Here is a 22,567-nt window from a genome sequence, read left to right on the forward strand (position 1 = left end):
TTGAGATGGGAGTATTACTGCCCGTTAATGCGGGATAAATAACTTTTCTGCATAAGGATTAAAAAACATTCCAAGTTCATCTAGAGACTTCCTCGCCTGTAAAAACGAATGAAACTCTGGATATATATCTTGTAATTGCTCATACGATAATGTATGCATTTTCCCCCAATGCGGACGCCCTTCATACTTCATAAAAATTTTTTCCACTTCGCCAAAGTAAGCAGCATATTTCATACCTTTATACATATGAACAGCGATATACGCTGAATCTCTTCCATAGGCTGGACTAAGCCATATATCATCACCTTTCACATAGCGGCATTCGATCGGGAAGTGCACCTTATACTTTTTCTTTTCAATAAGATTTGAGATTTCTTCTACCACAGTCCTCATATACTTTGAAGGAATGCTATACTCCATTTCATAAAATGGTACCGTACGTGATGTAGCAAATACTTCATAGCTCGGGCCAATTATTTTTGTGTTTGGTACAGCCTTAGCTGATAATCGACTCACTCCTTTACTTATAGAAGGAAACCATTTACACCCTTTAGATAGTAAAGAGAACATCCTATTTTCAAGTAACTCCACCTTTAGTTTATGCCATTTCAAATCACTGCCTGTATTCGTTGTTTCGTTCGTAAGTTTTACTTGTACTTCATCAGAATAAGGAAAAACGAAAAATTCAAAGTGACGATGCTTCTTATACTCTTCTAGTTTGTTCATTACAGTAGATAATGACTGTTTTTCACTTTCATAAACGAGTGAATACGCTGGAATAACCTTCAATTTTATCTTTACAATGATACCTAACATTCCAAGTGACAACTGAAACGCTCTCCAATATTCTACGTTCTCAGCTTCCGAACAAACTATACTCTCACCATTAGATAAAACTGCCGTAATCTCTATAACTTGTGTTGATAAGCTCCCAAAGGTAATACCCGTTCCATGAGTCCCCGTACTAATCGCTCCTGCAATAGATTGCGAATCAATATCTCCTAAATTTTCTTGCGCATAACCTTTTTCCTCAAGTAACTTCCCTAAATCATATAACTTTGTTCCTGCCCACACTTCAGCGACCATCTTCTCTTCATCAATATTCACAATGCCCTTCAATTCATCTAAAGAAACTAAAACTTCTTCCGTTTGCACAAGGGGTGTAAACGAGTGTCCTGAACCAACAACACGAATTTTCTGCCCCTTTTTTCGTGCAACCCCCACTACTTCTACTACATCTTGTATACTTTCTGGATACATCGTATAATGCGGCGTCCCTTCTACATTCCCTGTCCAATTCCTCCACCTTTGTCCCTTTATAGAAAGCATTGGCCATCCCCCCGATATGTTGAATACTCCCCAACAATCTCTCCTTGTTTAACACGATACAAAAAAGGAAAGCGTTCACATAATTCACCAGCCTTACTATGACGAAACAAAATGGACTCTCCTATGTCCACTCTTTCCTCGCCGTTATAAAATATTGGCGTTTGTACCTCACCAGCACCTTCTAAAGCTAATAGTTTTGCACCCTTTGGTCTCCAAACTTCAGGCTCTTTATCTTTTCCAACTGCTCCTGAAGCAATATATCCACCACCTAGGCAAGTATAAATAAACGGGACTGGTTTACGCACAACTGGTAAGGCAAATCCGACCGCTGGATGAAATTTCACCTCTTTATAATAATCAAACAGCTTCGGAGAATAAAAAGCAGAACCTATTGTAATCTCTGAAACTGAATTATCTTTCTCAGTTGTTTTTATGCTTCCTGTTCCGCCTCCATTTACAAACCTTAGCTCAATACCAAGTTTTTGTATTGCTTTTACAATATATTCTCTTCTTTCTTTAACTTCTAGCACTGATTTCTGCTTTAAATACGAAATCACTTTACTTTTCAGCCATTGATTCGGTATATGGTCTCCCACCCCAGCAATTTGAGCTTCATAACCCATCACACCATCTAACATTAAATATGATGACCTTCTCACCTTTTCTACTACTTTCAACGCATCCTGCACATTTTTTACTGGGGATCTTTGTACACCAAAATGAAATTGAAAGAAACGACTACTCATATCAATATCCAAACAAACACGAAAACATCCTTTAGATTTCTCAGCAATTTTTTCTAAATACACAATATGCTCTTCACAATCCACCATACAAGTTATAATGAAACCTTTCTTTGTTAGCAAACTAATTTCATACAAAGCTCTTTCATCATAAGCAGGATATCCAAGCAATAAATCATTAAATCCTTGTTCTATTAAAAATAAAGTCTCTCTAGGTGAAAAGCACATAATACCTTGAAATCGATCATTTGCAGCTAAAATCTTTTGCATAATCGGAACAGAACGTAACGATTTACTCGCTATACGAATCTTCTTATTTCCACTTAACTCTATAATTGATTGAATATTTCTATCTAAAGCCACTTCATCCAAAAATGCACACGGTAATGGAACTTCTTTAAAAATTCCTCGATCCACATTTTTCTCTCCTCTTCTCAATATGTCTTATACATATTGGAAAGAAAGTGTGATTTTCCTGTTTGCAAATAAAAAAAGTTTCTTCTTTACGAAGAAACTTTTTGAAACTACTTCATAGAAATAGTCGCCTCTACTGGATAATGATCAGAGTAATCATTATACGTATATTTTTGGAACCATGATGTAACAGTCCATTGTGGAGATTTCGGCTGTAACACCTTATTCTCTATATACGATGGGTTCGCATGGTCTTTGCTTGCAATAATATAATCTAAATACTCGGCAGGACTATCAGGGAAATTATATTTTGCAATACTGTTTGTCGTTGCATCCCAAGTCGCTGTATGTCCAGTATAAGATGGTACAGAAGCGTTCAATGTTTTAAACATAGATGTATACTCTGAATCATTCTTGTTCTCTGCATTTATTTTATTTACGTTCATATCACCACCAATTAACACATACTCATTATTTGGTATATTTTTATTTTTAATAAAATCTTGAATTTCTTTTAATTGGTTCGTACGTACAGATGCAGGTGAAGTTTTTCCGCACATACTATCTTCAGCCTGCAAATGCGTCCCAATTACGTGAATGAAACGATCATTTTTCTTAATTTTCGTATATACAAATCCTTTATTCGATAAATTATCTGGCCCGCATCCTTTTGCAAATACATATTGAATCTTTTCAGCGATTGGCCATTTGCTGACAATCGCAACGCCACCATCTTCAGGAGTTGAAGATGAATAGTTCCCTAACTTTTTATCCCATTCGCTTCCACTACTACGACCTAATACTGCTGTTTGATTTGGATATTCTTTCTTCAAATTACCTAATAAACGATCTGATGCGCTATTATCAAACACTTCATTTAATATAACAACATCTTGATTCTTTATATAATCTGCCGCCCCAATTAAATCAGCACGCTCAGTTTGTCCCCAGTTTGGATATAAGTTTGTTGATAGCATATATACATTATGCGTCATCACTTTTAATGTATCATTTTGATTTGTAGATGCTTCTGCTTGAGCTGACGTTCCGCTATATAAAGCTCCTAAACCAACACCTAAGCTAAGTACACCTTTTAGCAATTTACCTTTCACGTTTCATACCTCCATGTATTGTATAGTGATAAAAAGGCCAAATACTCTATTCTGAGATTTGACCTTCTTCAAATACTTAACGATTTCCGTACGTATCAAACCAAAGCTGAATATATCCAGCAGTAACACGTTGTGCATCCATTAAACGCTTACCTGTCATTGGTGTAACTTCAGCGCGCCATTTATCTGCATATTCTTGTGATACAGCTGCTCTTACGAACCAATCTTTCGTATTATCATTTACAATGCCAGCATAATCTTGCTTCGCAACTACTGCCGCTCCATGAATCCAATCTTCTGGATTCGTACCTTTCCAGTTCCAATACCCATTTCCATCCGTTACTTTATAATTATCTTTTATCGTATCTACAAAGTTTTCATATTTAGAATGGAATCCTTGTGGATACGAAAGATTCGTAAAGTTTGCCGCATGCATCGGTTGGTTTACATCACCTAAATAATGAAGAGATAATCCTAAATAGAAGAATGCTTGTTTCATATCTTTATTTTTGTAAGACTCACCAGCTAATTTAAAATATTTAGCTCCAGTTTCCTTTGCCTGCTTTGCATACGGAATATAAGTTTTCCCATTGTCAGGGTCATAGAAATGTGAAGCAAATGTGCTATTATCATAATAAGGATTTTCATAGTCAGCAGCATAAATACCGTTCTCTAACTCAGTACGCCATTCATTTAATAGTGCAACTCGATCTTGTTTTACAAGTGTTGTATTACGAGACATAATATCAATTGCACGATTTACAATCCATAAATGAGAATTCACGCCTTCTTTATGTTTATCTTCAGCAGACCAGCGCGGAATAACTCCAAATCTCTGTCCCCCATCATTTTCATGAGCAAATGCAACACTTTGTAATGGAGCAACTAATGTAATAGCTGCCGCTAAAGCAAGTACTTTCTTTTTCATATAAAATCCTCCATTTTATAATTGAATTATTGTAAACATTTTGTTAGGATCCTATGATGTCATCCGGTTAACCTATGACTAGAATATCCCACCTTTCATGAAAATTCTATCACTAAATTAAAATATGCAAATGTTCATATCATTATAACTTTATACACAGTGAATATAATGAATGAATACACTTTCATTTTAATAAACTATTATTAAGGCTTGTCTAAACTAATGTAAAAAAAGAGTAAAGCACCCACATGCTTTACTCTTTTTTTCTATTCGATAATATACTTGGCAATTGTACATTAACTGCCAACTTATGTATAAATCCAAACACTAATCCGATCCCTATAAATATGTATAATATCGTAAATATCTTTCCGAAGTCAGTTTGGGGACTAAATTGCCCATCACCGACAGTAGTCAGCGTCACAACGCTAAAATATAAAGCATCCAGAGGACGTAACCCCTCCACTGTACTATAAAAGATTGTACCAGATATTAATGTCAAAATTGTTAATACGAATAACACTTGAAATTCTTTATCTTTCCATGCTCGCAAACAAGCTTTTAGCATCCGTTTCAATGTCAATATAAATGAAAGCATTAGACTTCCCCTTCCAAACAAAATACCTTTAGTTACAGGAAAGTCTATCACCTTTCAGTATAGAAAAAAGTAGCCCTCTTCTATTTCTAGAAAAGGGCTACTCTTTTCGATTCTATCTTATTTAGGTGAAACAAGAATTTTCACTTGTGTTTTATCTTTTACAAGTGCTTCAAATCCTTCTTCAACAACTTGATCCACTGTAATTTTTTTCGTAATTAATTTCTCTGCTTGAATTTGACCAGAGCTAATTAATTTAATAACAGCTGGGAAGATGTGACGGTATCCTAAAATACCAATAACTTCTTTTTCTTTTAATACTAAATTATTCGGAGTAATTGTTGCGTCTTTTTCCCATACACTAACAATTACAGTTTGTCCTTCGAAGCTTGTACTTTCAATCGCTTGGCGTAATACAACTTCAACACCTGTTACTTCAAAGCTAACATTTACACCTAAACCATTTGTTAAGTTACGAATTTCAGCTAGCACATCTTGAGTTGCTGGATTTAATACATAATCTGCACCTGCTAATTTCGCTAACTCTTGACGTTCTTTAGAAAGCTCAACTGCAATAACAGGAGTTGCTCCTGCTGCTTTAGCTGCTTGGATAACAAGAAGTCCAATTGGACCGCAACCAAATACTGCTACAGCTTCCCCTTCTTTTAATTTACTTTGACGTACTGCATGAACTGCTACTGCTGCTGGTTCTACAAGCGCACCTTGTTCATACGTCATTTCATCTGGAATGTGATGAACCATATCTTCTGGTACTACTGTATATTCAGAGAAACCGCCGCCTTCTCCGCCAAGACCGTGGAAAACAAGTTGTTCACAAACATTGTAATGTCCATGTTTACAAGCTTCACATTTACCACAAGAATAAATTGGTTCTACAACAACACGGTCTCCCACTTTATGAGATGTAACTCCTTCACCAATCTCTATTACCTCACCACTAAACTCATGACCTAAAATAACAGGTGCTTTCACATGTGTTAATGGATGTTCTTCTGTTGGAATAAAAATAGGCCCTGCTAAATATTCATGCAAGTCTGTCCCACAAATACCACACCATTTAACTTTGATTTTCACTGTTCCTGGTTTTACTGTTGGTTCTGGTACTTCTTCTACTCGTACATCACGTTGATTATGCCAAAGTAGTGCTTTCATTTTATACATCCCTCTCTATGTATATACTTAACCTGGTGAAGTTTACAAATCTATTATAATACTTCTATCCATATATTTCAAAAAAACAATCACATCCCTACTAATTTTTTACAAATAACGTTCAATATTTTGTCACTTTGTACTTTTTTCCACATCTGTTAATTCAATTTCATTGCAGGTGAAATTAGCATTGTGCCATAATAGCATTGGAGAGGTGAATATCGCTTGAAATATTTTATTTACTTTATCGTTATCGTGGCATTTTTAGATACATTTTCACAATTACCTATTATGAGTACTTTCGCTCAAAGCCTTGGAGGAACTCCTCTTATTATCGGGCTAGTTGTCGGTATGTACTCATTCGCTAATATGATTGGTAATATTATTGCTGGAGCCGCTGTCGATAAATTTGGTGCAAAAAAAATCCTTTATATAAGCATGGGAATTACGAGTTTCATAGTCTTGTTATACACCGTTGTTCAAAGTGGTGAACAACTATTAGTTGTGCGCTTTATGCATGGATTTAGTGATGGCTTTTTAATTCCTGCTGCCTTTACATTTTTATCAAAACAAACAAATGCAAAAAGACAAGGAAAAGCAATGGCTCTATCTGGTGCTGCTGTTGGAACAGCGGCAATCGTAGGACCTGCTTTCAGCGGTATTATGAAAGCAACAGCTGGCGTAGAATGGGTCTTCATTACTATTTCTATTTTAATGGCTCTTGGTACAATCGTATCTCTATTCTTCTTACCAAATAACGTATCAAGAAAAGATACATCAAGAACGCAAATGATGAACAAAGAAGATATGATTGAACTGTTAAAATCAGAACCGTTATTACAAGCATATATTGGTGCTTTCACATTAATGTTTTCACAAGGAATTGTCACTTATATGTTACCAGTAAAAGTTGAGGCATTAGCGCTTAAAGCATCTACAACAGGCATGATGTTAAGTGTATTTGGTATTACTGCTATCCTCTTCTTCTTGCTTCCAACAAATCGTATTTACGATCGATTTAATCGTTCGAAACTAATGCTAATCGGAATTGCAGTTATGGCATTCGCATTATCTTTACTCGGATTATTTGCTACAAAAGGTATGCTCTTTATTGTAATGATGATTTATGGAATTGGATTCGCAATCCTCTTTCCGTCTATTAACGCTTTACTCGTTGAAAATACTACAGACGATAATCGCGGAAAGGCATTCGGATTATTTTATGCCTTCTTCTCATTAGGAGTTGTTGCTGGCTCCTTTACAGTCGGCGCAATCGGAGCATCACCTAGCATCAGCTTCATTATCGGGACAGCATTTTTATTAACATTTGCTGGGATGATTTATGTAAGAAGCAAAGTAAAAAAGACAATGATGGGATAATCCATCGTTGTCTTTTTTAAAATGCATATTGATATAATCCGTAATATAATGGAAGCGTTGGAATAATTCCAATTAATTTAAATATAAAAGGTAATGGCTCATCTCGCTCTTCATATAAACGAAAAACAAAAACTGCAGTTAAAGTCCAAATGACGCTAAACAAGAAGATACATTTCCAAACAATCGAGGTTAATATTTGTATATCAAATACAAAACCAAAGAGCCCTATCCACGTAATAATAGATACTACAAAGTCAAACTTTTGAATTGGTGTTTGAAACATACCCCTTACTAACGAAATAATAGCTAACATTGCTACAATAACTAAATATATTTTCCAAAGCATAATGATAATCTCCTATTCAATTCAACTTTTAACTTTCAGCAAACCATATTTAATAAACAATATAGCATTATATTTTTCATAGAAATAATACAATGGATAACAAAATAAAAAGAAAATAAGTACAGTTGGTACATTGTCTACAATAGAAAAATATTTTACTAGTAATTCCTTAATACTCTCTCCAATAATAATAAACAATGGAATTATACAAATCATCGCTAATATTAAACATGACGTTACCCTTATTTCTTTCAACTTCACCTTACAATGTGGACACCTTAATGAAAAAGGATGTGGGAGATCAATAATATGTTGTACAGTAATATCCCCTTCACACTGTGGACATCCAATAACTTCTTTCATTTATCGCTTACTCCTTTCTATGTATAAAAAGAGCCATATTGAATAGAACTCTTTTTTGCCCAATATATTACTTTTGTGTATAACCAAATAACAATGTAAATAAATTGAGCCGTAAAGGCAATAATACATTACTTCTTTTAAAAAGAAAGTTTATAAATAACGACGATACTTCGACAATTTCCTCGGAAATATTTCCTTTCTCCACATAATTTGATACACTACACATGAATAAACATTTGTATTACATAAACTAAAATAATAACTTACTGTACAAATTAAAAAGCACACTCTTCATATGAAGAATGTGCTTTTATGTTATTAACGTTTAATCCAAACAGCGCCTGCCGATTTATCTTCTGCCTGTCCAACAACTTGGAATTTAAGTCCAAGGTTTGGAACTTTTCTTCCTGCATCTACAATTTGCTTGTTACTATATACTTTTGAATCATCAAAAGTTGTAACACCTTGTAATCCAGAATAGTTAAACTGGCCACGTGTTAATGAATTTACACTCCATGCTGGTGTTTTATCAAATGAAAATGCAGCGTCTGCAATTTGCATGCCCGTATTACCGTACGCTGGTTTCCCGTTCAGATTACCAACAAGTGCTTCTGGATGAGAATCTACAACCCCAAGGAATCCTTCACCTGGATGCACCCCCACCCAGTTATCTTTAAAGCTATCATCTGCATACCAAACGACAAGACCTGTATTATACACTGGACCTTTTCCTGCTTTTAATCCATTATCTGATCCCGCATAGTTTCTCCATTCTAAGTAGTAATAGTGAGCTTTCTTCTCTGTCCCATCAGAAACAACAAAACCATTTAAATTCATTTTAGACTGTCCTTCTGCATCATCAGAAAATACAACTTGTCCATCAACAGTTACATTTACATCGTCCATCGCAAAACCTTTATATGTTACAGCCGGATCTGTAATATAGTCGAATTGTAGTTTCACTTTTTTGCCTTTAAATTGACTTAAATCATATGATTTATCAATCCATTTCCCATCTGTTGTATCTTTATCTCCTTGGACTACTTTTTCTCCAAGTCTATCAATTAACGTCTTCGTTCCATCTTCTGTTACTGCATGTACTTCGACGAAATCGCACTCTGCTTCTAACTCATAATTTGCTTTATAATCGAATTTTGCATTTGTTCCTTTTGTTAAATCAAAGAAAGGTGTCTCTAACGTTGTATGCATATCATCGCCTCTTGTACTATAATATGCATGCTTTCCAAACTCCGGTTTAATCGTTTCAACACTTTTACCTGGTAAGTTAACACGTACAACGCCTGGACGATTTGATTTCGTAACACTTTGATCAATATAGGTAGGAACTCCCACACCACTCTTAATTTTATCGTAATCTACTTCTAATATTTTTGCCCAGTTGCCACCCATATTCTTTTGTAAGAAGTCTTTATTTTGTGGTGAAAAACTTGTCGGCTCCGTTCCTGCGATTTTTCCTGTCCAACTACCTCCACTCATTAATGACCAAGCTTCGACAGGTGAACCATTTCCAGTATATTTCGTGTCATATTCATCTGGTAATCCAAGATCATGTCCAAATTCATGCGCAAACACACCTACAGCTCCATCTTCTGGTTCAATTGTGTAATCATGTGCTGCTACTTTTCCACCAAAGTAATCTACCTTTGATTTTGTACCTTCAATCGCTACTGGATCTACTGCTAATTTTGAACGATGTGACCAGATCGCATCATCACCTAATTTACCGCCACCAGCTTCTTGACCAACACCAGCATGGATTACCATTAAATGATCAATTACACCGTCAGGTTCGTTTTGATTCCCATCCCCGTTTGTATCATATCTATCAAACTGATCAAACTGAGATAAATCTAGTCCTTTCTCAGCAGCTGCATGCAAAGCTTCTTTCACTAAATCACGTGCACCTTTCGGACCTTTATTATCGTGACCACTGCTACCATCAGCTCCATAATCAGATGCTTTTCCTGGAACTGTTAGCCACTCCGTTACATATCCGTCTGTCGTATAACTACCACCAGACTGCTCTTCATAGTATTGTTTAAATGTTTTTACTTTTGAACCATCAAATAATGTATAAGGCTCCTTACCAAACAACATCTTTTGATAATGTTCTCTACTAAAGTCTTTCGAATACATATAACCTGGTGTTTGATCAATATTATTATGTTTATAATCACTAAATTCAACGAGTAGCACTAATACTTTATCTGATCGAACAGATCCTTTATATGGAGCTTGCTTTGCTTTTGAAGTTGGAACTTGCCCATTCAATTGCTTTTTATTTGGTTCTGGCTTTTGCTCAAGATTAATATTTTTTTCAGTCTTTTTTACATTTTCCTTTTCTTCCATCTTTTTCTCTTTTACTTTTTTTGTGAAATCAGACGTTTCTTGTGAGGGAGCATCTGGAAGAATTTCTTTGTTCGCCTGATCTCCTTGTTTCTTTTCAATATATTGCTCGACAGCCTTTTTCGTCTCTTCTTTAGAAGATGCTGGATTAATTGTTCCTCTTTCTTTCAAAGCTTCCGCTAAACGATCTTCTTGAATTAAATTGTAATCAATTGGCGTTGTAGACACATTCTCTTTCTCTTTTGCTGGCGTTTCTGCATATGCTAACGGCGCACTCATTACAGATGTGCATCCGATAATTGCTGCAATTGCTAATGATGACAACACTTTAAATGGGGCTTTTCTTCTCATTCCATTTCTCTCCTTTTATAAAACTTAAAATTCAGATAAATCGGTGCGTTTTTGTCGAAATCTCTGTTTACTACCCTCCCTATATAAAAAGACATAATTCTATAAACATTGAACTTTCTGTTATAGAATCATGCCCTCCAGTTTTCTGGTCAGACCCTCTATCTGTTTATCCCTTGGTTCAACTAATAATCAGTGTGCTGATGAACAAAGCCCCCACTGATTAAAGTTTCACTTTATATCGAAATATGAAAAATAAAGAGTTATGTGATATATATTAAATATCTTATATAACAAATTTAAAAGACAATATGCAAAATTGCATGAAAATTCTTTTAAATAAAAAAGAATCCTAGTCAATTAAACTAGGATTCTTGATTTTCTATTATTTCTCTTGTGTTTTTTCCCAATCAGCTAAGAATTTCTCAATTCCTTGATCTGTTAATGGGTGCTTCACTAATGAAGCAATTACGTTTGCTGGGATTGTTGCAATATGTGAACCGTTTAATGCTGCATCAGTTACGTGAACGCTGTGACGTACAGATGCTGCAATGATTTCTGTTTCGATGCCATGAATTGCAAAGATTTCTGCGATTTGACGAATTAAATCCATACCGTTATGACCGATATCATCTAAACGACCTAAGAATGGTGAAACATATGTTGCACCAGCGCGAGCTGCAAGTAATGCTTGAACTGCTGAGAATACTAATGTAACGTTTGTACGAATTCCTAAATCAGAGAACGCTTTTACTGCTTTTAAACCTTCTGTTGTCATTGGAACTTTTACAACAACGTTTGGAGCAATCTTCGCTAATTCTTTTCCTTCTTCAATCATTTTATCAGCTTCTAAGCTAATTACTTCTGCACTTACAGGTCCTTCTATAAAGCTGCAAATTTCACGAATACGCTCATGGAAATCTACGCCTTCTTTTGCTACAAGTGATGGGTTTGTCGTTACTCCAGCTACTACGCCTAATGCATTTGCCTCTTTAATTTCGTTAATGTTTGCTGTATCAATAAAGAATTTCATTTGTTATTCTTCCTTCCTAATTTTCATTTTATATTTATTTATTTTTCTTAATAAGCTCTAATTCAATCGGAATAGATTTGTCCACTTTTTTACCTTGTGTTATCTCTTTTGCTGTTTGCATCGCCTTCTCTCCGATTAATTCCGGTTTTTGAGCGACTGTTGCAGCCATACGCCCATCGTTAACCGCTTTCACAGCATCTTCAGTTGCATCAAATCCAACAACGACTACATCTGTTTTTCCAGCAGACTTCAATGCTTCAAGTGCACCTAATGCCATCTCGTCGTTATGCGCAAACACGGCTTTAATATCGCTATTTGCTTGCAAAATGTTTTCCATAACAGATAATCCTTTCGCTCTATCAAAATCAGCCGCTTGTTTGGCAACTACTTTTAAAGACTTATCGGCTACGTTATGGAATCCTTTCCCACGTTCACGAGCAGCAGACGATCCAGGGATTCCTTCTAACTCAGCAACGTTTGCTCCTTCGCCGACTAATTCACGAATGTAATCACTAGCCATTTGACCACCTTCGATATTATTAGATGCAATGTGAGAAACAACCTTACCTGAATTCGCAACGCGGTCTACTGTAATAACAGGAACATTTGCTGCATTTGCCGCACTTACCGCTGAAGAAACAGCATCTGAATCGGTCGGATTAATAACAACTACATCGACACCCTTTTGAATTAAATCTTCAACATCGTTCGTTTGCTTCGCTGCATCATTTTGCGCATCAACAGCAATCAATTCGATGCCGCTATCTTTCGCTTTCTTTTCTGCACCCTTTTTCAAAGTTACAAAGAAGGGATTATTTAAAGTTGAAACAGAGAATCCAACTTTAATAGTTTTATTTCGACCTTTATCGCTAGAATCCTTTGCCCATTCTGGTGGTTCCATTGAACAACCAGCAGTAATGACCATAATACATGCAACGAGTATAAGTAACCATTTCTTCATGAACTGTCCCTCCATTACGCTTCTTTTCGGCGATCAATTAATACAGCTAGTAAGATTACAAGTCCTTTTACAACTTGTTGGAAGAAAGAAGATACACCTAATAAATTTAAACCGTTATTTAGTACACCGATAATTAGTACACCGATGAATGTACCAACAATCCATCCTCTTCCCCCAGAAAGACTTGTTCCACCTAATACAACTGCTGCAATTGCATCTAATTCGTAAGAAGTACCTGCAGTCGGCTGTGCAGAATCTAGTCGTGATGTTAAGACAATACCTGCAAGCGCTGCCAAAATTCCGGAAAGACCGTAAATCATTACTTTAATTCTCGTAACATTAATACCTGATAGTGCTGCTGCTTCTTCATTTCCACCAATTGCAAATGTACGACGGCCAAATGTCGTTTTCTTCAAAATGAAGTACAGTACTGCGAAAGCGATCATCATTGTAACAGCTGGTACCGGAATACCAAGAAAATAACCGCGGCCAAACATTTGGAACATTAAATGATCACCAAGACCAGTGATCGGACGTCCGTCCATATAAACAAGCGTCAACCCACGAAAAATAGTCATTGTTGCTAAAGTTGCAATAAATGGAGCTACTTTTCCTTTCGCAATGATGATACCGTTTACAACCCCCATTACAAGACCTGCTAATAGTCCAACTGCCATTGCAAGGAACGGATCCATGCCACTTGCCATCATTCCAGCAACAAGTGCACTTGATAATGCTAAAATAGAACCTACCGATAAGTCAATACCCCCTGTTAAAATTACGAAGGTCATTCCGAATGCAATAAGCGCATTAATCGATACTTGACGCAGTATATTAAATAAATTTGGAATTTCAATGAACGCTGGATTTAAAACTGTAATTACGACGATAATTAATACTAAACCGATTAAAGAACCGAGTTGTTGTAATACATTCCCCTTCTTAGCCATCCTTACTCTCCCCCTGTAGCTAGTGCCATAATAGACTCTTGTGATGCCTCATCTTTCCCTAAAATGCCGCCGACTTTTCCTTCATGAATAACAAGAACTCGATCACTCATTCCTAAAACTTCCGGAAGCTCAGATGATACCATAATAACGGCATCGCCTTGCTCAGTAAGCTTATTCATGATAGAGTAAATTTCTTTTTTCGCTCCAACATCGACACCTCTTGTTGGCTCATCTAAAATGAGTAATTGCGGATGAATGCCTAGCCATTTTGCGATTACAATCTTTTGCTGATTTCCACCAGAAAGAGATTTCACTGCCTGCTCTCCGCTAGATGCTTTCACATTAAGAAGCTTCATCATATCCTCTGTAAACTGTTGTTCTAGCTCGTTGCTTAGAACACTTCCCTTTGAAAGACTTTCTAAATTCGGTAAAGCTAAATTTTCTCGAATTGAAAAATCTAACACTAATCCTTCAGACTTTCTATCTTCTGTAATGAAAGCAATTCTTTGTCTAATTGCATCTATCGGACTATCAATCTTTACTTCTTGTCCATTTATAAAAATTTGTCCAGAATCTAAAGGTTCATAACCAAATATCGCTTTCATAATATCAGTGCGACCAGCTCCCATTAAACCAGCTACACCAAGGATTTCACCTTTCCTTACTTGAAACGAAACATTTTCAAATTTCCCTTTCTTCGTTCCGTTACGCATTTCAAAAATGACATCACCAATTTGACTATTTCGCTCTGGGTAACGTTCACCAATGCTGCGCCCCACCATCATACTCACTACTTCATCAAATGATGTTTCTGGAATTAATCTCTTTCCAACGTATTCTCCATCACGCAAAATCGTAATGGCATCACATATCGAGAAAATCTCTTCCATACGATGCGAAATGTACACGAATGAAACACCTTCTTTACGTAACTTATTGATTACTATAAAGAGCGTTTCGATTTCACGATCCGTCAGTGCCGCAGTAGGTTCATCCATAATAATAACGCTCGCGTTTGTCATTAACGCTTTCGCAATTTCGATAATTTGCTGTTGTCCAACCGATAGTTCCTCTGCTAACATAGCACCTCTTACATGCAATCCTAGCTCTGCTAGTTGCTGCTGCGCAATCGCGTTCATTTGTCGAGTGCGTAAAATACCTGTTTTCCCATACATTAACTCTTTACCAAGAAACATATTTTCAGCTACTGTTAAATTCGGCAATATGTTTAGTTCTTGATGTATAAATGCGATGCCGTACTCTTCAGCTTCTTTCGCATTTTTAAAGGTGCGCTCTTGCCCATCAATCGTGATTGTCCCATCATCTTTTTTGTATACACCTGTTAAAATCTTCATGAGCGTTGATTTACCCGCTCCATTTTCCCCCATCAATGCATGGACTTCTCCTGTTTCAATCATAAACTGTGCATTCTTCAAAACAGGATTGCCATTGAACGCCTTTGAAATGTTTTTCATTTCAATATGCATTCCCATCACTTCCCTTTATTAAAAAATCACGCCTGCATGTAAAATTACATTTGCATAAGGCGTAGCCTCGCCTGTACGAATAATCGCCTTCGCTTTCTTTGTATGCTCTTTAAATTGTTCATGAGATACATACTCAAATGCTGGCTCTATTAATTTTTGCTCGATCTCTTTATTTACTTCCGCATTATTTATAATGACTTCTTCTGCTAACGTCACTTTTTCGATTGCCATATCATCAGCTACAACTTGTAACACCTCTAAAAAACTCGGTTTTCCAATCTCAACAGCTAAATCAATTCGTTTTACTCCATCCGGAATCGGTAACCCGCAATCAGCAATTACAACCGTATCTGTATGCCCAAGTGAAGCAAGGACTGCCGCGATTTCACTGTTTAATACACCATGCTTTTTCATCCAACAATCACCTGCACTTCACGTACTCGATCTCTCGTTGGCATACCGCCCTGTGCTCCAAGTTTCGTTACAGAAAGACCACCGGCAATATTCGCGAAACGAATTGCTTTTTGAAGTGTCTCTCCTTCAGAAAGTGCAACTGCTAACGCACCATTAAATGTATCACCAGCTCCAGTTGTATCCACTACATCAACAGCAATGCTAGGAACATGTACAATCTCTGTGCCATTATGGAAACGAACACCGTTAGAACCTTCTGTCATCAATAATTTATTTGGATACTTCGCCAATAAATCTTCAATTGGTGATGTAAAATCATCTAATACAATGCGGCACTCATGTTCATTTGGCGTAATATAAGTTGCTTTTTCTAAAATTTCTTCTGATAAAACTTGTGCTGGCGCTGGATTCAACATAACAGGAATATTATGTTCCTCACAAATAGCCAATACATATTTTACTGTTTCAAGTGGAATTTCTAGTTGAAGAACAACCATATCCGCTTTTACAAGAAGGTCTTTGGAGCGATCTACAACTGACTTATTTACAAGAGCATTTGCCCCTTGTACGACAACAATACTGTTATCTTCTTCTGCTAAAACGATATGAGCAATTCCTGTCGTTCTATCTGTAACCGGTACCACATAATCGATAAAAATGCGTTCGTTCTCTAAATTTTTTCTAACTACTGTTCCATAATCATCATTTCCTACCGCTCCAACCATCGCTACATTTGCTCCTAACCTAGCTGCAGCAACTGCTTGGTTTGCCCCTTTCCCTCCTGGGATTGTATGAAACGCTTCACCAATTACTGTTTCTCCTGCTTTCGGCCGTTTTTTTGAAACAGCCACTAAGTCCATTGAAATGCTTCCTACTACTGCAATATTTGGCATCTGTTTCATCTCCTTACTTCGTTGTATTTCGTTCTATAATTTCAATCGGCAAACGATAGTGTTTCTCTTCTAATGTATTTCCTTCCATTTGCTCTAACAACAACTCTGTTGCAATTTTCCCCATTTCATATATCGGTTGTGCAACTGTTGTAATAGATGGATACATCATTTCTGTTAAAGAAATTCCATCAAATCCAATAATTTGTAAATCATCTGGAATGGCAATCCCCTTTTGAAGTGCAGCCTTTACAATACCAATCGCAATTAAATCATTCCCAGCAACAATACCATCAATATGCGGGTATTCTTCTAATAATTCCATCGCTACACGCTCACTATTTGCTGGATCAAACGTACTCTCTGCAATCATATACGAAAGATTATTTTGCGTAATAACGTCTACAAAACCTTCAAAACGTTCATTTGCAGTACTCACATCACGTGGACCGCGAATATGTGCAATATGTTTACATCCTTTATCTAGTAACAACTTTGTCGCAGCCTGACTTCCTGCATAGTTATCTGCATATACAGTAGGAATACGCTCATTAAACATACGGTCAATCGCAACAACCGGGACAGATAAATTCATGTAATTAACACTATTTTGTGGATTCGTTGCTACAATAAATCCATCTACATTATTTTGTCTAAGTACATCAATGTATTGTTTCTCTTTTTCTAAACTTTCATCAGAGTTACAAAGGACAACTGTGTAACCTTGTTTATGTGCTACATCTTCTACGGCACGTGCAACTTCTGGAAAGAACGGATTCACGATATTTGGAACAACTAAGCCAATTAAACGAGACTTTTTATTATACAGTGAACGCGCTACTGTACTAGGCTTATAATCTAACATCTCAATTGCACGCTCTACCTTTTTTAATGTATCTTCGTGAACATATCCATTTTTATTTAAAACTCTGGAAACGGTCGCAACAGATACTCCCGCTAATTTCGCAACGTCTTTAATCGTACTCATTCTCTTTTCTCCTCATTTCATGTAACCGTTTACAGAAAATAATATAACGTATTTCTAAAAATACGTCAATCATTTCTCACTAAAAAGCTTTTAAGGTTATACTCAAAAAAGCACCGCCATAAGGCGATGCTTCTTCATTACGAGTATGATACAGTTTTTTCTTTTTCTTCTACAGCAGGCTCTTTAGCATCTTTTTTACGATCTGATAATTTAATTTTTTGTAAGAAAATCGTAAAGATGGCACCTACTACGATAAATACTAATCCTGTTAAGAATACAGTATGAAGCGAGTCTACTAAAGAGTTTTTCAAAATAGGTACAATGCTGTTAGCGAACGCTTCTGGCATTTGTTTTAATGCCTCTGGGCTAAATAGCATCGAATATAAACCTTGTGGATCTGTGTGAATCATATCTTTAAATTTCGTTACCATTTGTCCCGCTTCTTTCGGGAATGTATCTAATACAGGTACTAATTTATTTGTTAACGTTGTACCTGAAGTGTTATTCATAATTGATCCTAAAATTGTAATACCAAATGTTCCACCAATTTGACGGAAGAACTGACTTGATGACGTTACGACACCAAGGTCTTTTTTCGGGAAGCTTTCTTGTAACGCTAATGTTAATGTCGGCATTACAAGACCCATTCCTAAACCGATAACCATCATATAAGAAGTAGCTGTAAGCTTCGTTGTGTGCATATCCATCGTTGTTAATAACCAGAAACCACCCGCCATAATAAGCATACCTGCGATAATTTGTGGTTTTACACCAACTTTTAATACAAGTTGCCCACCGATAATACTCATTACAATCATTGTAATCATCATTGGAGTCATAATTGTTCCTGATTCAGCAGCACTTACTCCTACAATACCTTGCATGAAGAATGGTACGAACATAATCGCGCCGAACATTCCAATACTCATAAAGAATCCAATCGCATTCAGTATTGTAAATGTGCGATTTTTAAAGAAATGCATTGGTAAAATCGGCTCTTCAGCTTTCGTTTCAACAATAACAAAGCTAACGATACCAATTACAGCTAGTGCAAATAAACCGATAATTTGCCAAGAGTCCCATGCATAATCTTTTCCGCCAAACGTTAGCGCAAGTAATAAACTTACAACACCTAGAATCATCGTAAAGATTCCAGCGATATCAATTTTAATTGGTCCTGTTTGTTTATGTGATTTTAATCCCATTGCAATAAAGATTGTTGCTAAAATACCAACCGGTAAGTTAATGTAGAATACCCATCTCCAGTTCACTGCATCTACAATCCACCCACCAACTTGTGGTCCAATTACAGAAGCAAGACCGTATAACGCACCAAAAATACCTTGCCATTTCGCACGTTCTTTTCCCGTGAACATATCTCCAATAATAATCATAGCCATTGGCATCATAATACCGCCACCAAGACCTTGAATACCACGGAAAATAATTAATTCTGTCATACCATTTGCCATACCACATAACGCCGAACCAATCATGAAAATAACTAGCCCTGTTATATATACGTTACGACGACCAAGTAAATCCGCTAACTTACCTGCAATTGGTACAACTGTCGTTGATGTTAACATATATGCTGTTGTTAACCATGTCATTAAACTTAATCCGCCTAGGTCACCGACGATACGTGGCATTGCTGTACCAACAATTGTTCCATCTAATGCAGCAAATAGCATCGCGATTACTAAACCGATTAACAACAACTTTCTATTTTGATTTTCTTGTTGTTCCATGTAATCTCCTCAATTCCTCTTAGTTATTCTCTTTTTTCTCTTGTGTCCCGCAAATAATGGTTTCTAACTTCTCAAAGAGACGTAATAAATCTTCTCTTTCTTGCAACTCTAAATGTGAAAAGTATTTTGCAATATGCTCGTTGCGAGCTGTCATTGCCTCTTCTACTCTAGATTTCCCCTTTTTCGTTAACTCGATGATGACAACACGACGGTCATCTTTGTCGTGATAGCGTTCTACAAGTTCTTGATCGATTAGACGATCAATCATCACTGTAATTGCGCTAGGCTTCACGTACATCTTTTTTGCTAATGTTGTCGCTCTTGAAGCCCCATAATGATCTAGAATCTTTAAAATATAAAACTGCGGTGGTGTAAGTCCTGTTGCTTGCATTTGTTCTAATAACTCCGTCTGCATTTTCTTTCCAATCGAAAAGGCTAGAGCTTGAATTTTATCGATATGCGTCATATCATTTGGCATGTTATCCACCTCTTATTTAAACAATAAAATATTTAACGTATTTAAATATTAATCCCACGAACAAAATCCGTCAATACTTTTATTCATAAAAACGTTTACATTTTTGTCACAAAGTTGTATAATTTTCGACGAAGTTAATATTGACAGTCACGGAGAAACGGAGTACACGGCTATGAATCATAAAAAAGGAAACTTTTTTATATTTCATGGCCTTTTTATATTCTCTGTCTTAAAACGCTTCGAATTAATTAGGGGAGGATTTTCATTTTATGTTTTTCACACAATTATTTAAACCTGCGCCCCACGCGGAACGCTTACCAGCTGATCGCGTTGATAGCGAATACCGTAAATTACGTTTACAAGTATTCTTAGGTATCTTCATTGGTTATGCAGGTTACTACTTTGTTCGAAAAAACTTTTCACTAGCAATGCCATACTTAATCGAGCAAGGATTTAGTAAAGGGGAACTTGGGGTTATCCTTTCAGCAGTATCTATCGCTTACGGATTAAGTAAATTTCTTATGGGTATCGTATCCGACCGTTGTAATCCTCGCTACTTTTTAGCAGCTGGGCTATTTTTATCAGGTATCATTAATATTATTTTCGGCTCATTTTCTTTCATTACAACGAGCATTATACTTATGTTTGTACTTCAGTTTTTAAATGGATGGGTACAAGGCATGGGATGGCCTCCTTGTGGTCGTACGATGGTTCACTGGTTCTCTATTAGCGAACGTGGTACAAAAATGTCTATTTGGAACGTCGCTCATAATGTCGGCGGCGCGCTGATGCCTTCTCTTGTAACATTAGGCTTATACTTCTTTGCAAATGACTGGCATAGTATTTTTTACTTCCCAGGTATTCTTTCAATTTTAGTTGGTATTTATGTACTAATTACAATGAAAGATACACCTCAATCTTGTGGACTACCTTCTATTGAAGAGCATACTGGAGAATATCCACCAGATGAGAAAATAAAAGATCGCGAACGCGAACTTTCGGCAAAGGAAATTTTATTTAAATACGTACTAAACAATAAATTTTTATGGTACATCGCTATTGCGAACGTTTTCGTGTATTTCGTACGTTACGGCGTTGTAGACTGGGCTCCTACTTATTTAGTAGAAGAAAAAAGCTTTACTCATAGTAGCTCACGTACTGCTTACGCTCTATATGAATGGGCTGGTATTCCAGGTACACTTCTTTGCGGATGGATGAGTGATAAACTATTTAAAGGACGTCGTGCACCTGCTGGTATTTTATTTATGATTGGTGTATTTATCGCAGTTCTTGTTTACTGGTTAAATCCTCCTGGTAATCCAATGGTTGATAGTATCGCTCTTGTCGCAATTGGATTTTTAATTTACGGACCGGTTATGTTAATTGGTCTACACGCTCTTGACTTAGCACCAAAGAAAGCTGCTGGAACTGCAGCAGGCTTAACTGGATTCTTCGGTTACTTAGGCGGAGCTGCTTTCGCTAGTGCCGCTATGGGCTTTATCGTAGATGCATTCGGGTGGGATGGCGGATTCATCTTATTACTTGCATCTTGCATACTTGCAATGTTCTTCCTTGCCCTTACTTTAAATACAGGGTCAGTAAAATCAAAACAAGCTTAAATAACATATAAAAATCATAAAAATAGCTCTTAGCATCTACATACATGCTAAGAGCTATTTTTTATTTTCATTGCTGTTCCTACTAATGATAACAACCAATTCCTTCCCTACTCTAATATTAAAAAATTTGATGAAACACCTTTATTAAAACAGCTAACGTAACAGATGCAGCAAATCCCCCTAGACAAATTAAGCTTACCCCTTGACTATATGACAAATTTTGAAATGATTTCATTGCTTCCATCCTCCCTATCTCCCCTGTGATACTTTTATTTTACCAATGGGAAAAATTTCATAACATCGATTTCTCTAACAACTAACTTACAAATTTGTAAGTTAACATCTTTTCAACTTATATATCTAGTATTTCCACAAATAAGAGTTATTTATACATAAAAAAGACCTCAGTTATACTAAGGTCTTCATTACATTCTATTTTATTTTATAATCATCACCGGACATTTCACTCGTTTTGCTATTTTATGACTGACACTACCAAGCACCATTTCTTGCAGTGTATTTAGCCCTCTGCTTCCAGCGATAACAAGATCTATATCTCCTGTATTTACATATTGAACAATTGTATCTCCAGGATCACCATGTAATATCGTAATTGTATAAGAAATGTTCTCTTTCTTTAATAGACCTTCAATCTCTTTTAATTTATCTTTTCGACTAGCTGATATTGTTTCTAAGTCTGTTTGACCTTGTATAATATCTGATTTTGCCGTTCTATTATCTACTACGTACACAACTTCAACATTTGTTTCTTCGCTACATTTCGCAATATATGTTGCATGTTCCGCTGCTCGAAGTGCATGTTCAGAACCGTCACATGCTAATATAATTTGTTTGTACATATGCTGAATCCCCTTTTCGTTATCCTACTCGTATTATA

At 36.3% G+C, this 22,567-nt stretch carries 22 protein-coding genes; 2 read left to right on the forward strand and 20 right to left on the reverse strand.

Going from position 1 to position 22,567, the window contains the following annotated elements; genetic code table 11:
* Nucleotides 1-24: 24 nt before the first annotated feature.
* From ASE54_RS30865 to bdhA, 6 genes are all read right to left on the reverse strand, one after another.
* The gene (locus ASE54_RS30865; protein ID WP_000948964.1) at nucleotides 25-1,329 is read right to left on the reverse strand and encodes a D-arabinono-1,4-lactone oxidase; all 1,305 of its coding nucleotides are present in this window, start codon (nucleotides 1,327-1,329) and stop codon (nucleotides 25-27) included.
* The gene (locus tag ASE54_RS30870) at nucleotides 1,317-2,489 is read right to left on the reverse strand and encodes an amino acid deaminase/aldolase (RefSeq protein WP_000373749.1); all 1,173 of its coding nucleotides are present in this window, start codon (nucleotides 2,487-2,489) and stop codon (nucleotides 1,317-1,319) included. Before ASE54_RS30870 ends, ASE54_RS30865 begins: the two co-directional genes overlap by 13 nt.
* A 107-nt stretch (nucleotides 2,490-2,596) precedes the next feature.
* Nucleotides 2,597-3,598: a sphingomyelinase C gene (gene sph / locus ASE54_RS30875; RefSeq protein WP_000676787.1), complete on the reverse strand. Its 1,002-nt coding sequence runs from the start codon at nucleotides 3,596-3,598 to the stop codon at nucleotides 2,597-2,599.
* A 76-nt stretch (nucleotides 3,599-3,674) separates the two neighbouring features.
* Nucleotides 3,675-4,526: a phospholipase CerA gene (gene cerA / locus ASE54_RS30880; protein WP_000730997.1), complete on the reverse strand. Its 852-nt coding sequence runs from the start codon at nucleotides 4,524-4,526 to the stop codon at nucleotides 3,675-3,677.
* A 253-nt stretch (nucleotides 4,527-4,779) separates the two neighbouring features.
* Nucleotides 4,780-5,124 (reverse strand): potassium channel family protein, encoded by a 345-nt coding sequence (locus ASE54_RS30885; protein ID WP_000948035.1) that lies wholly within the window; start codon nucleotides 5,122-5,124, stop codon nucleotides 4,780-4,782.
* A gap of 117 nt (nucleotides 5,125-5,241) precedes the next feature.
* Nucleotides 5,242-6,294, reverse strand: coding sequence for a (R,R)-butanediol dehydrogenase (bdhA, locus tag ASE54_RS30890; RefSeq protein WP_000645827.1), 1,053 nt, complete (start codon nucleotides 6,292-6,294; stop codon nucleotides 5,242-5,244).
* A 225-nt stretch (nucleotides 6,295-6,519) separates the two neighbouring features.
* Here bdhA and ASE54_RS30895 point away from each other — a divergent pair, with 225 nt between their 5' ends.
* Nucleotides 6,520-7,674, forward strand: a complete 1,155-nt coding sequence (locus tag ASE54_RS30895) for an MFS transporter (RefSeq protein ID WP_000873268.1) — start codon at nucleotides 6,520-6,522, stop codon at nucleotides 7,672-7,674.
* A gap of 16 nt (nucleotides 7,675-7,690) precedes the next feature.
* On the opposite strand, the gene ASE54_RS30900 is transcribed toward ASE54_RS30895, so the two are convergent.
* The 12 genes from ASE54_RS30900 to ASE54_RS30955 form a co-directional block, all read right to left on the reverse strand.
* Nucleotides 7,691-8,020 (reverse strand): hypothetical protein, encoded by a 330-nt coding sequence (locus tag ASE54_RS30900; protein WP_000964465.1) that lies wholly within the window; start codon nucleotides 8,018-8,020, stop codon nucleotides 7,691-7,693.
* A gap of 21 nt (nucleotides 8,021-8,041) precedes the next feature.
* Entirely contained in the window at nucleotides 8,042-8,383 is a 342-nt protein-coding gene (locus ASE54_RS30905) for a hypothetical protein (protein WP_000665762.1), read from the reverse strand.
* Nucleotides 8,384-8,701: 318 nt separating this feature from the next.
* Nucleotides 8,702-11,101 (reverse strand): M6 family metalloprotease immune inhibitor InhA2, encoded by a 2,400-nt coding sequence (gene inhA2 / locus ASE54_RS30910; protein ID WP_014895180.1) that lies wholly within the window; start codon nucleotides 11,099-11,101, stop codon nucleotides 8,702-8,704.
* A gap of 382 nt (nucleotides 11,102-11,483) precedes the next feature.
* Nucleotides 11,484-12,131, reverse strand: a complete 648-nt coding sequence (fsa, locus tag ASE54_RS30915) for a fructose-6-phosphate aldolase (RefSeq protein WP_000667667.1) — start codon at nucleotides 12,129-12,131, stop codon at nucleotides 11,484-11,486.
* Nucleotides 12,132-12,165: 34 nt separating this feature from the next.
* Nucleotides 12,166-13,092, reverse strand: a complete 927-nt coding sequence (gene rbsB, locus ASE54_RS30920; RefSeq protein WP_000758984.1) for a ribose ABC transporter substrate-binding protein RbsB — start codon at nucleotides 13,090-13,092, stop codon at nucleotides 12,166-12,168.
* Between the two features lie 14 nt (nucleotides 13,093-13,106).
* Nucleotides 13,107-14,042 (reverse strand): ribose ABC transporter permease, encoded by a 936-nt coding sequence (gene rbsC, locus ASE54_RS30925; RefSeq protein WP_001074650.1) that lies wholly within the window; start codon nucleotides 14,040-14,042, stop codon nucleotides 13,107-13,109.
* 2 nt (nucleotides 14,043-14,044) lie between these two features.
* Nucleotides 14,045-15,529 (reverse strand): ribose ABC transporter ATP-binding protein RbsA, encoded by a 1,485-nt coding sequence (gene rbsA / locus ASE54_RS30930; protein ID WP_002162933.1) that lies wholly within the window; start codon nucleotides 15,527-15,529, stop codon nucleotides 14,045-14,047.
* An 18-nt stretch (nucleotides 15,530-15,547) separates the two neighbouring features.
* Nucleotides 15,548-15,943, reverse strand: a complete 396-nt coding sequence (gene rbsD, locus ASE54_RS30935) for a D-ribose pyranase (protein WP_000716151.1) — start codon at nucleotides 15,941-15,943, stop codon at nucleotides 15,548-15,550.
* Nucleotides 15,940-16,836 (reverse strand): ribokinase, encoded by an 897-nt coding sequence (gene rbsK, locus ASE54_RS30940; RefSeq protein WP_001132865.1) that lies wholly within the window; start codon nucleotides 16,834-16,836, stop codon nucleotides 15,940-15,942. Before rbsK ends, rbsD begins: the two co-directional genes overlap by 4 nt.
* Nucleotides 16,837-16,849: 13 nt before the next feature.
* On the reverse strand, nucleotides 16,850-17,821 hold the full coding sequence (rbsR, locus tag ASE54_RS30945) for a ribose operon transcriptional repressor RbsR (RefSeq protein WP_000104047.1): 972 nt from the start codon (nucleotides 17,819-17,821) through the stop codon (nucleotides 16,850-16,852).
* Between the two features lie 137 nt (nucleotides 17,822-17,958).
* On the reverse strand, nucleotides 17,959-19,572 hold the full coding sequence (locus ASE54_RS30950; protein WP_000437648.1) for an MDR family MFS transporter: 1,614 nt from the start codon (nucleotides 19,570-19,572) through the stop codon (nucleotides 17,959-17,961).
* A 19-nt stretch (nucleotides 19,573-19,591) separates the two neighbouring features.
* Nucleotides 19,592-20,050: a MarR family transcriptional regulator gene (locus ASE54_RS30955; protein WP_001132366.1), complete on the reverse strand. Its 459-nt coding sequence runs from the start codon at nucleotides 20,048-20,050 to the stop codon at nucleotides 19,592-19,594.
* A 269-nt stretch (nucleotides 20,051-20,319) separates the two neighbouring features.
* Between ASE54_RS30955 and glpT the strand changes: the two genes are divergently transcribed.
* The gene (gene glpT / locus ASE54_RS30960; protein ID WP_000466386.1) at nucleotides 20,320-21,669 is read left to right on the forward strand and encodes a glycerol-3-phosphate transporter; all 1,350 of its coding nucleotides are present in this window, start codon (nucleotides 20,320-20,322) and stop codon (nucleotides 21,667-21,669) included.
* 118 nt (nucleotides 21,670-21,787) lie between these two features.
* On the opposite strand, the gene ASE54_RS35465 is transcribed toward glpT, so the two are convergent.
* Together ASE54_RS35465 and ASE54_RS30965 are read right to left on the reverse strand one after the other, a co-directional pair.
* Entirely contained in the window at nucleotides 21,788-21,904 is a 117-nt protein-coding gene (locus ASE54_RS35465) for a DUF4027 family protein (RefSeq protein WP_000834733.1), read from the reverse strand.
* A gap of 202 nt (nucleotides 21,905-22,106) precedes the next feature.
* The gene (locus ASE54_RS30965; protein WP_000277998.1) at nucleotides 22,107-22,529 is read right to left on the reverse strand and encodes a universal stress protein; all 423 of its coding nucleotides are present in this window, start codon (nucleotides 22,527-22,529) and stop codon (nucleotides 22,107-22,109) included.
* Nucleotides 22,530-22,567: the final 38 nt, after the last annotated feature.

This window comes from Bacillus sp. Root131 (assembly GCF_001429475.1).
Taxonomy (GTDB): domain Bacteria; phylum Bacillota; class Bacilli; order Bacillales; family Bacillaceae_G; genus Bacillus_A; species Bacillus_A thuringiensis_S.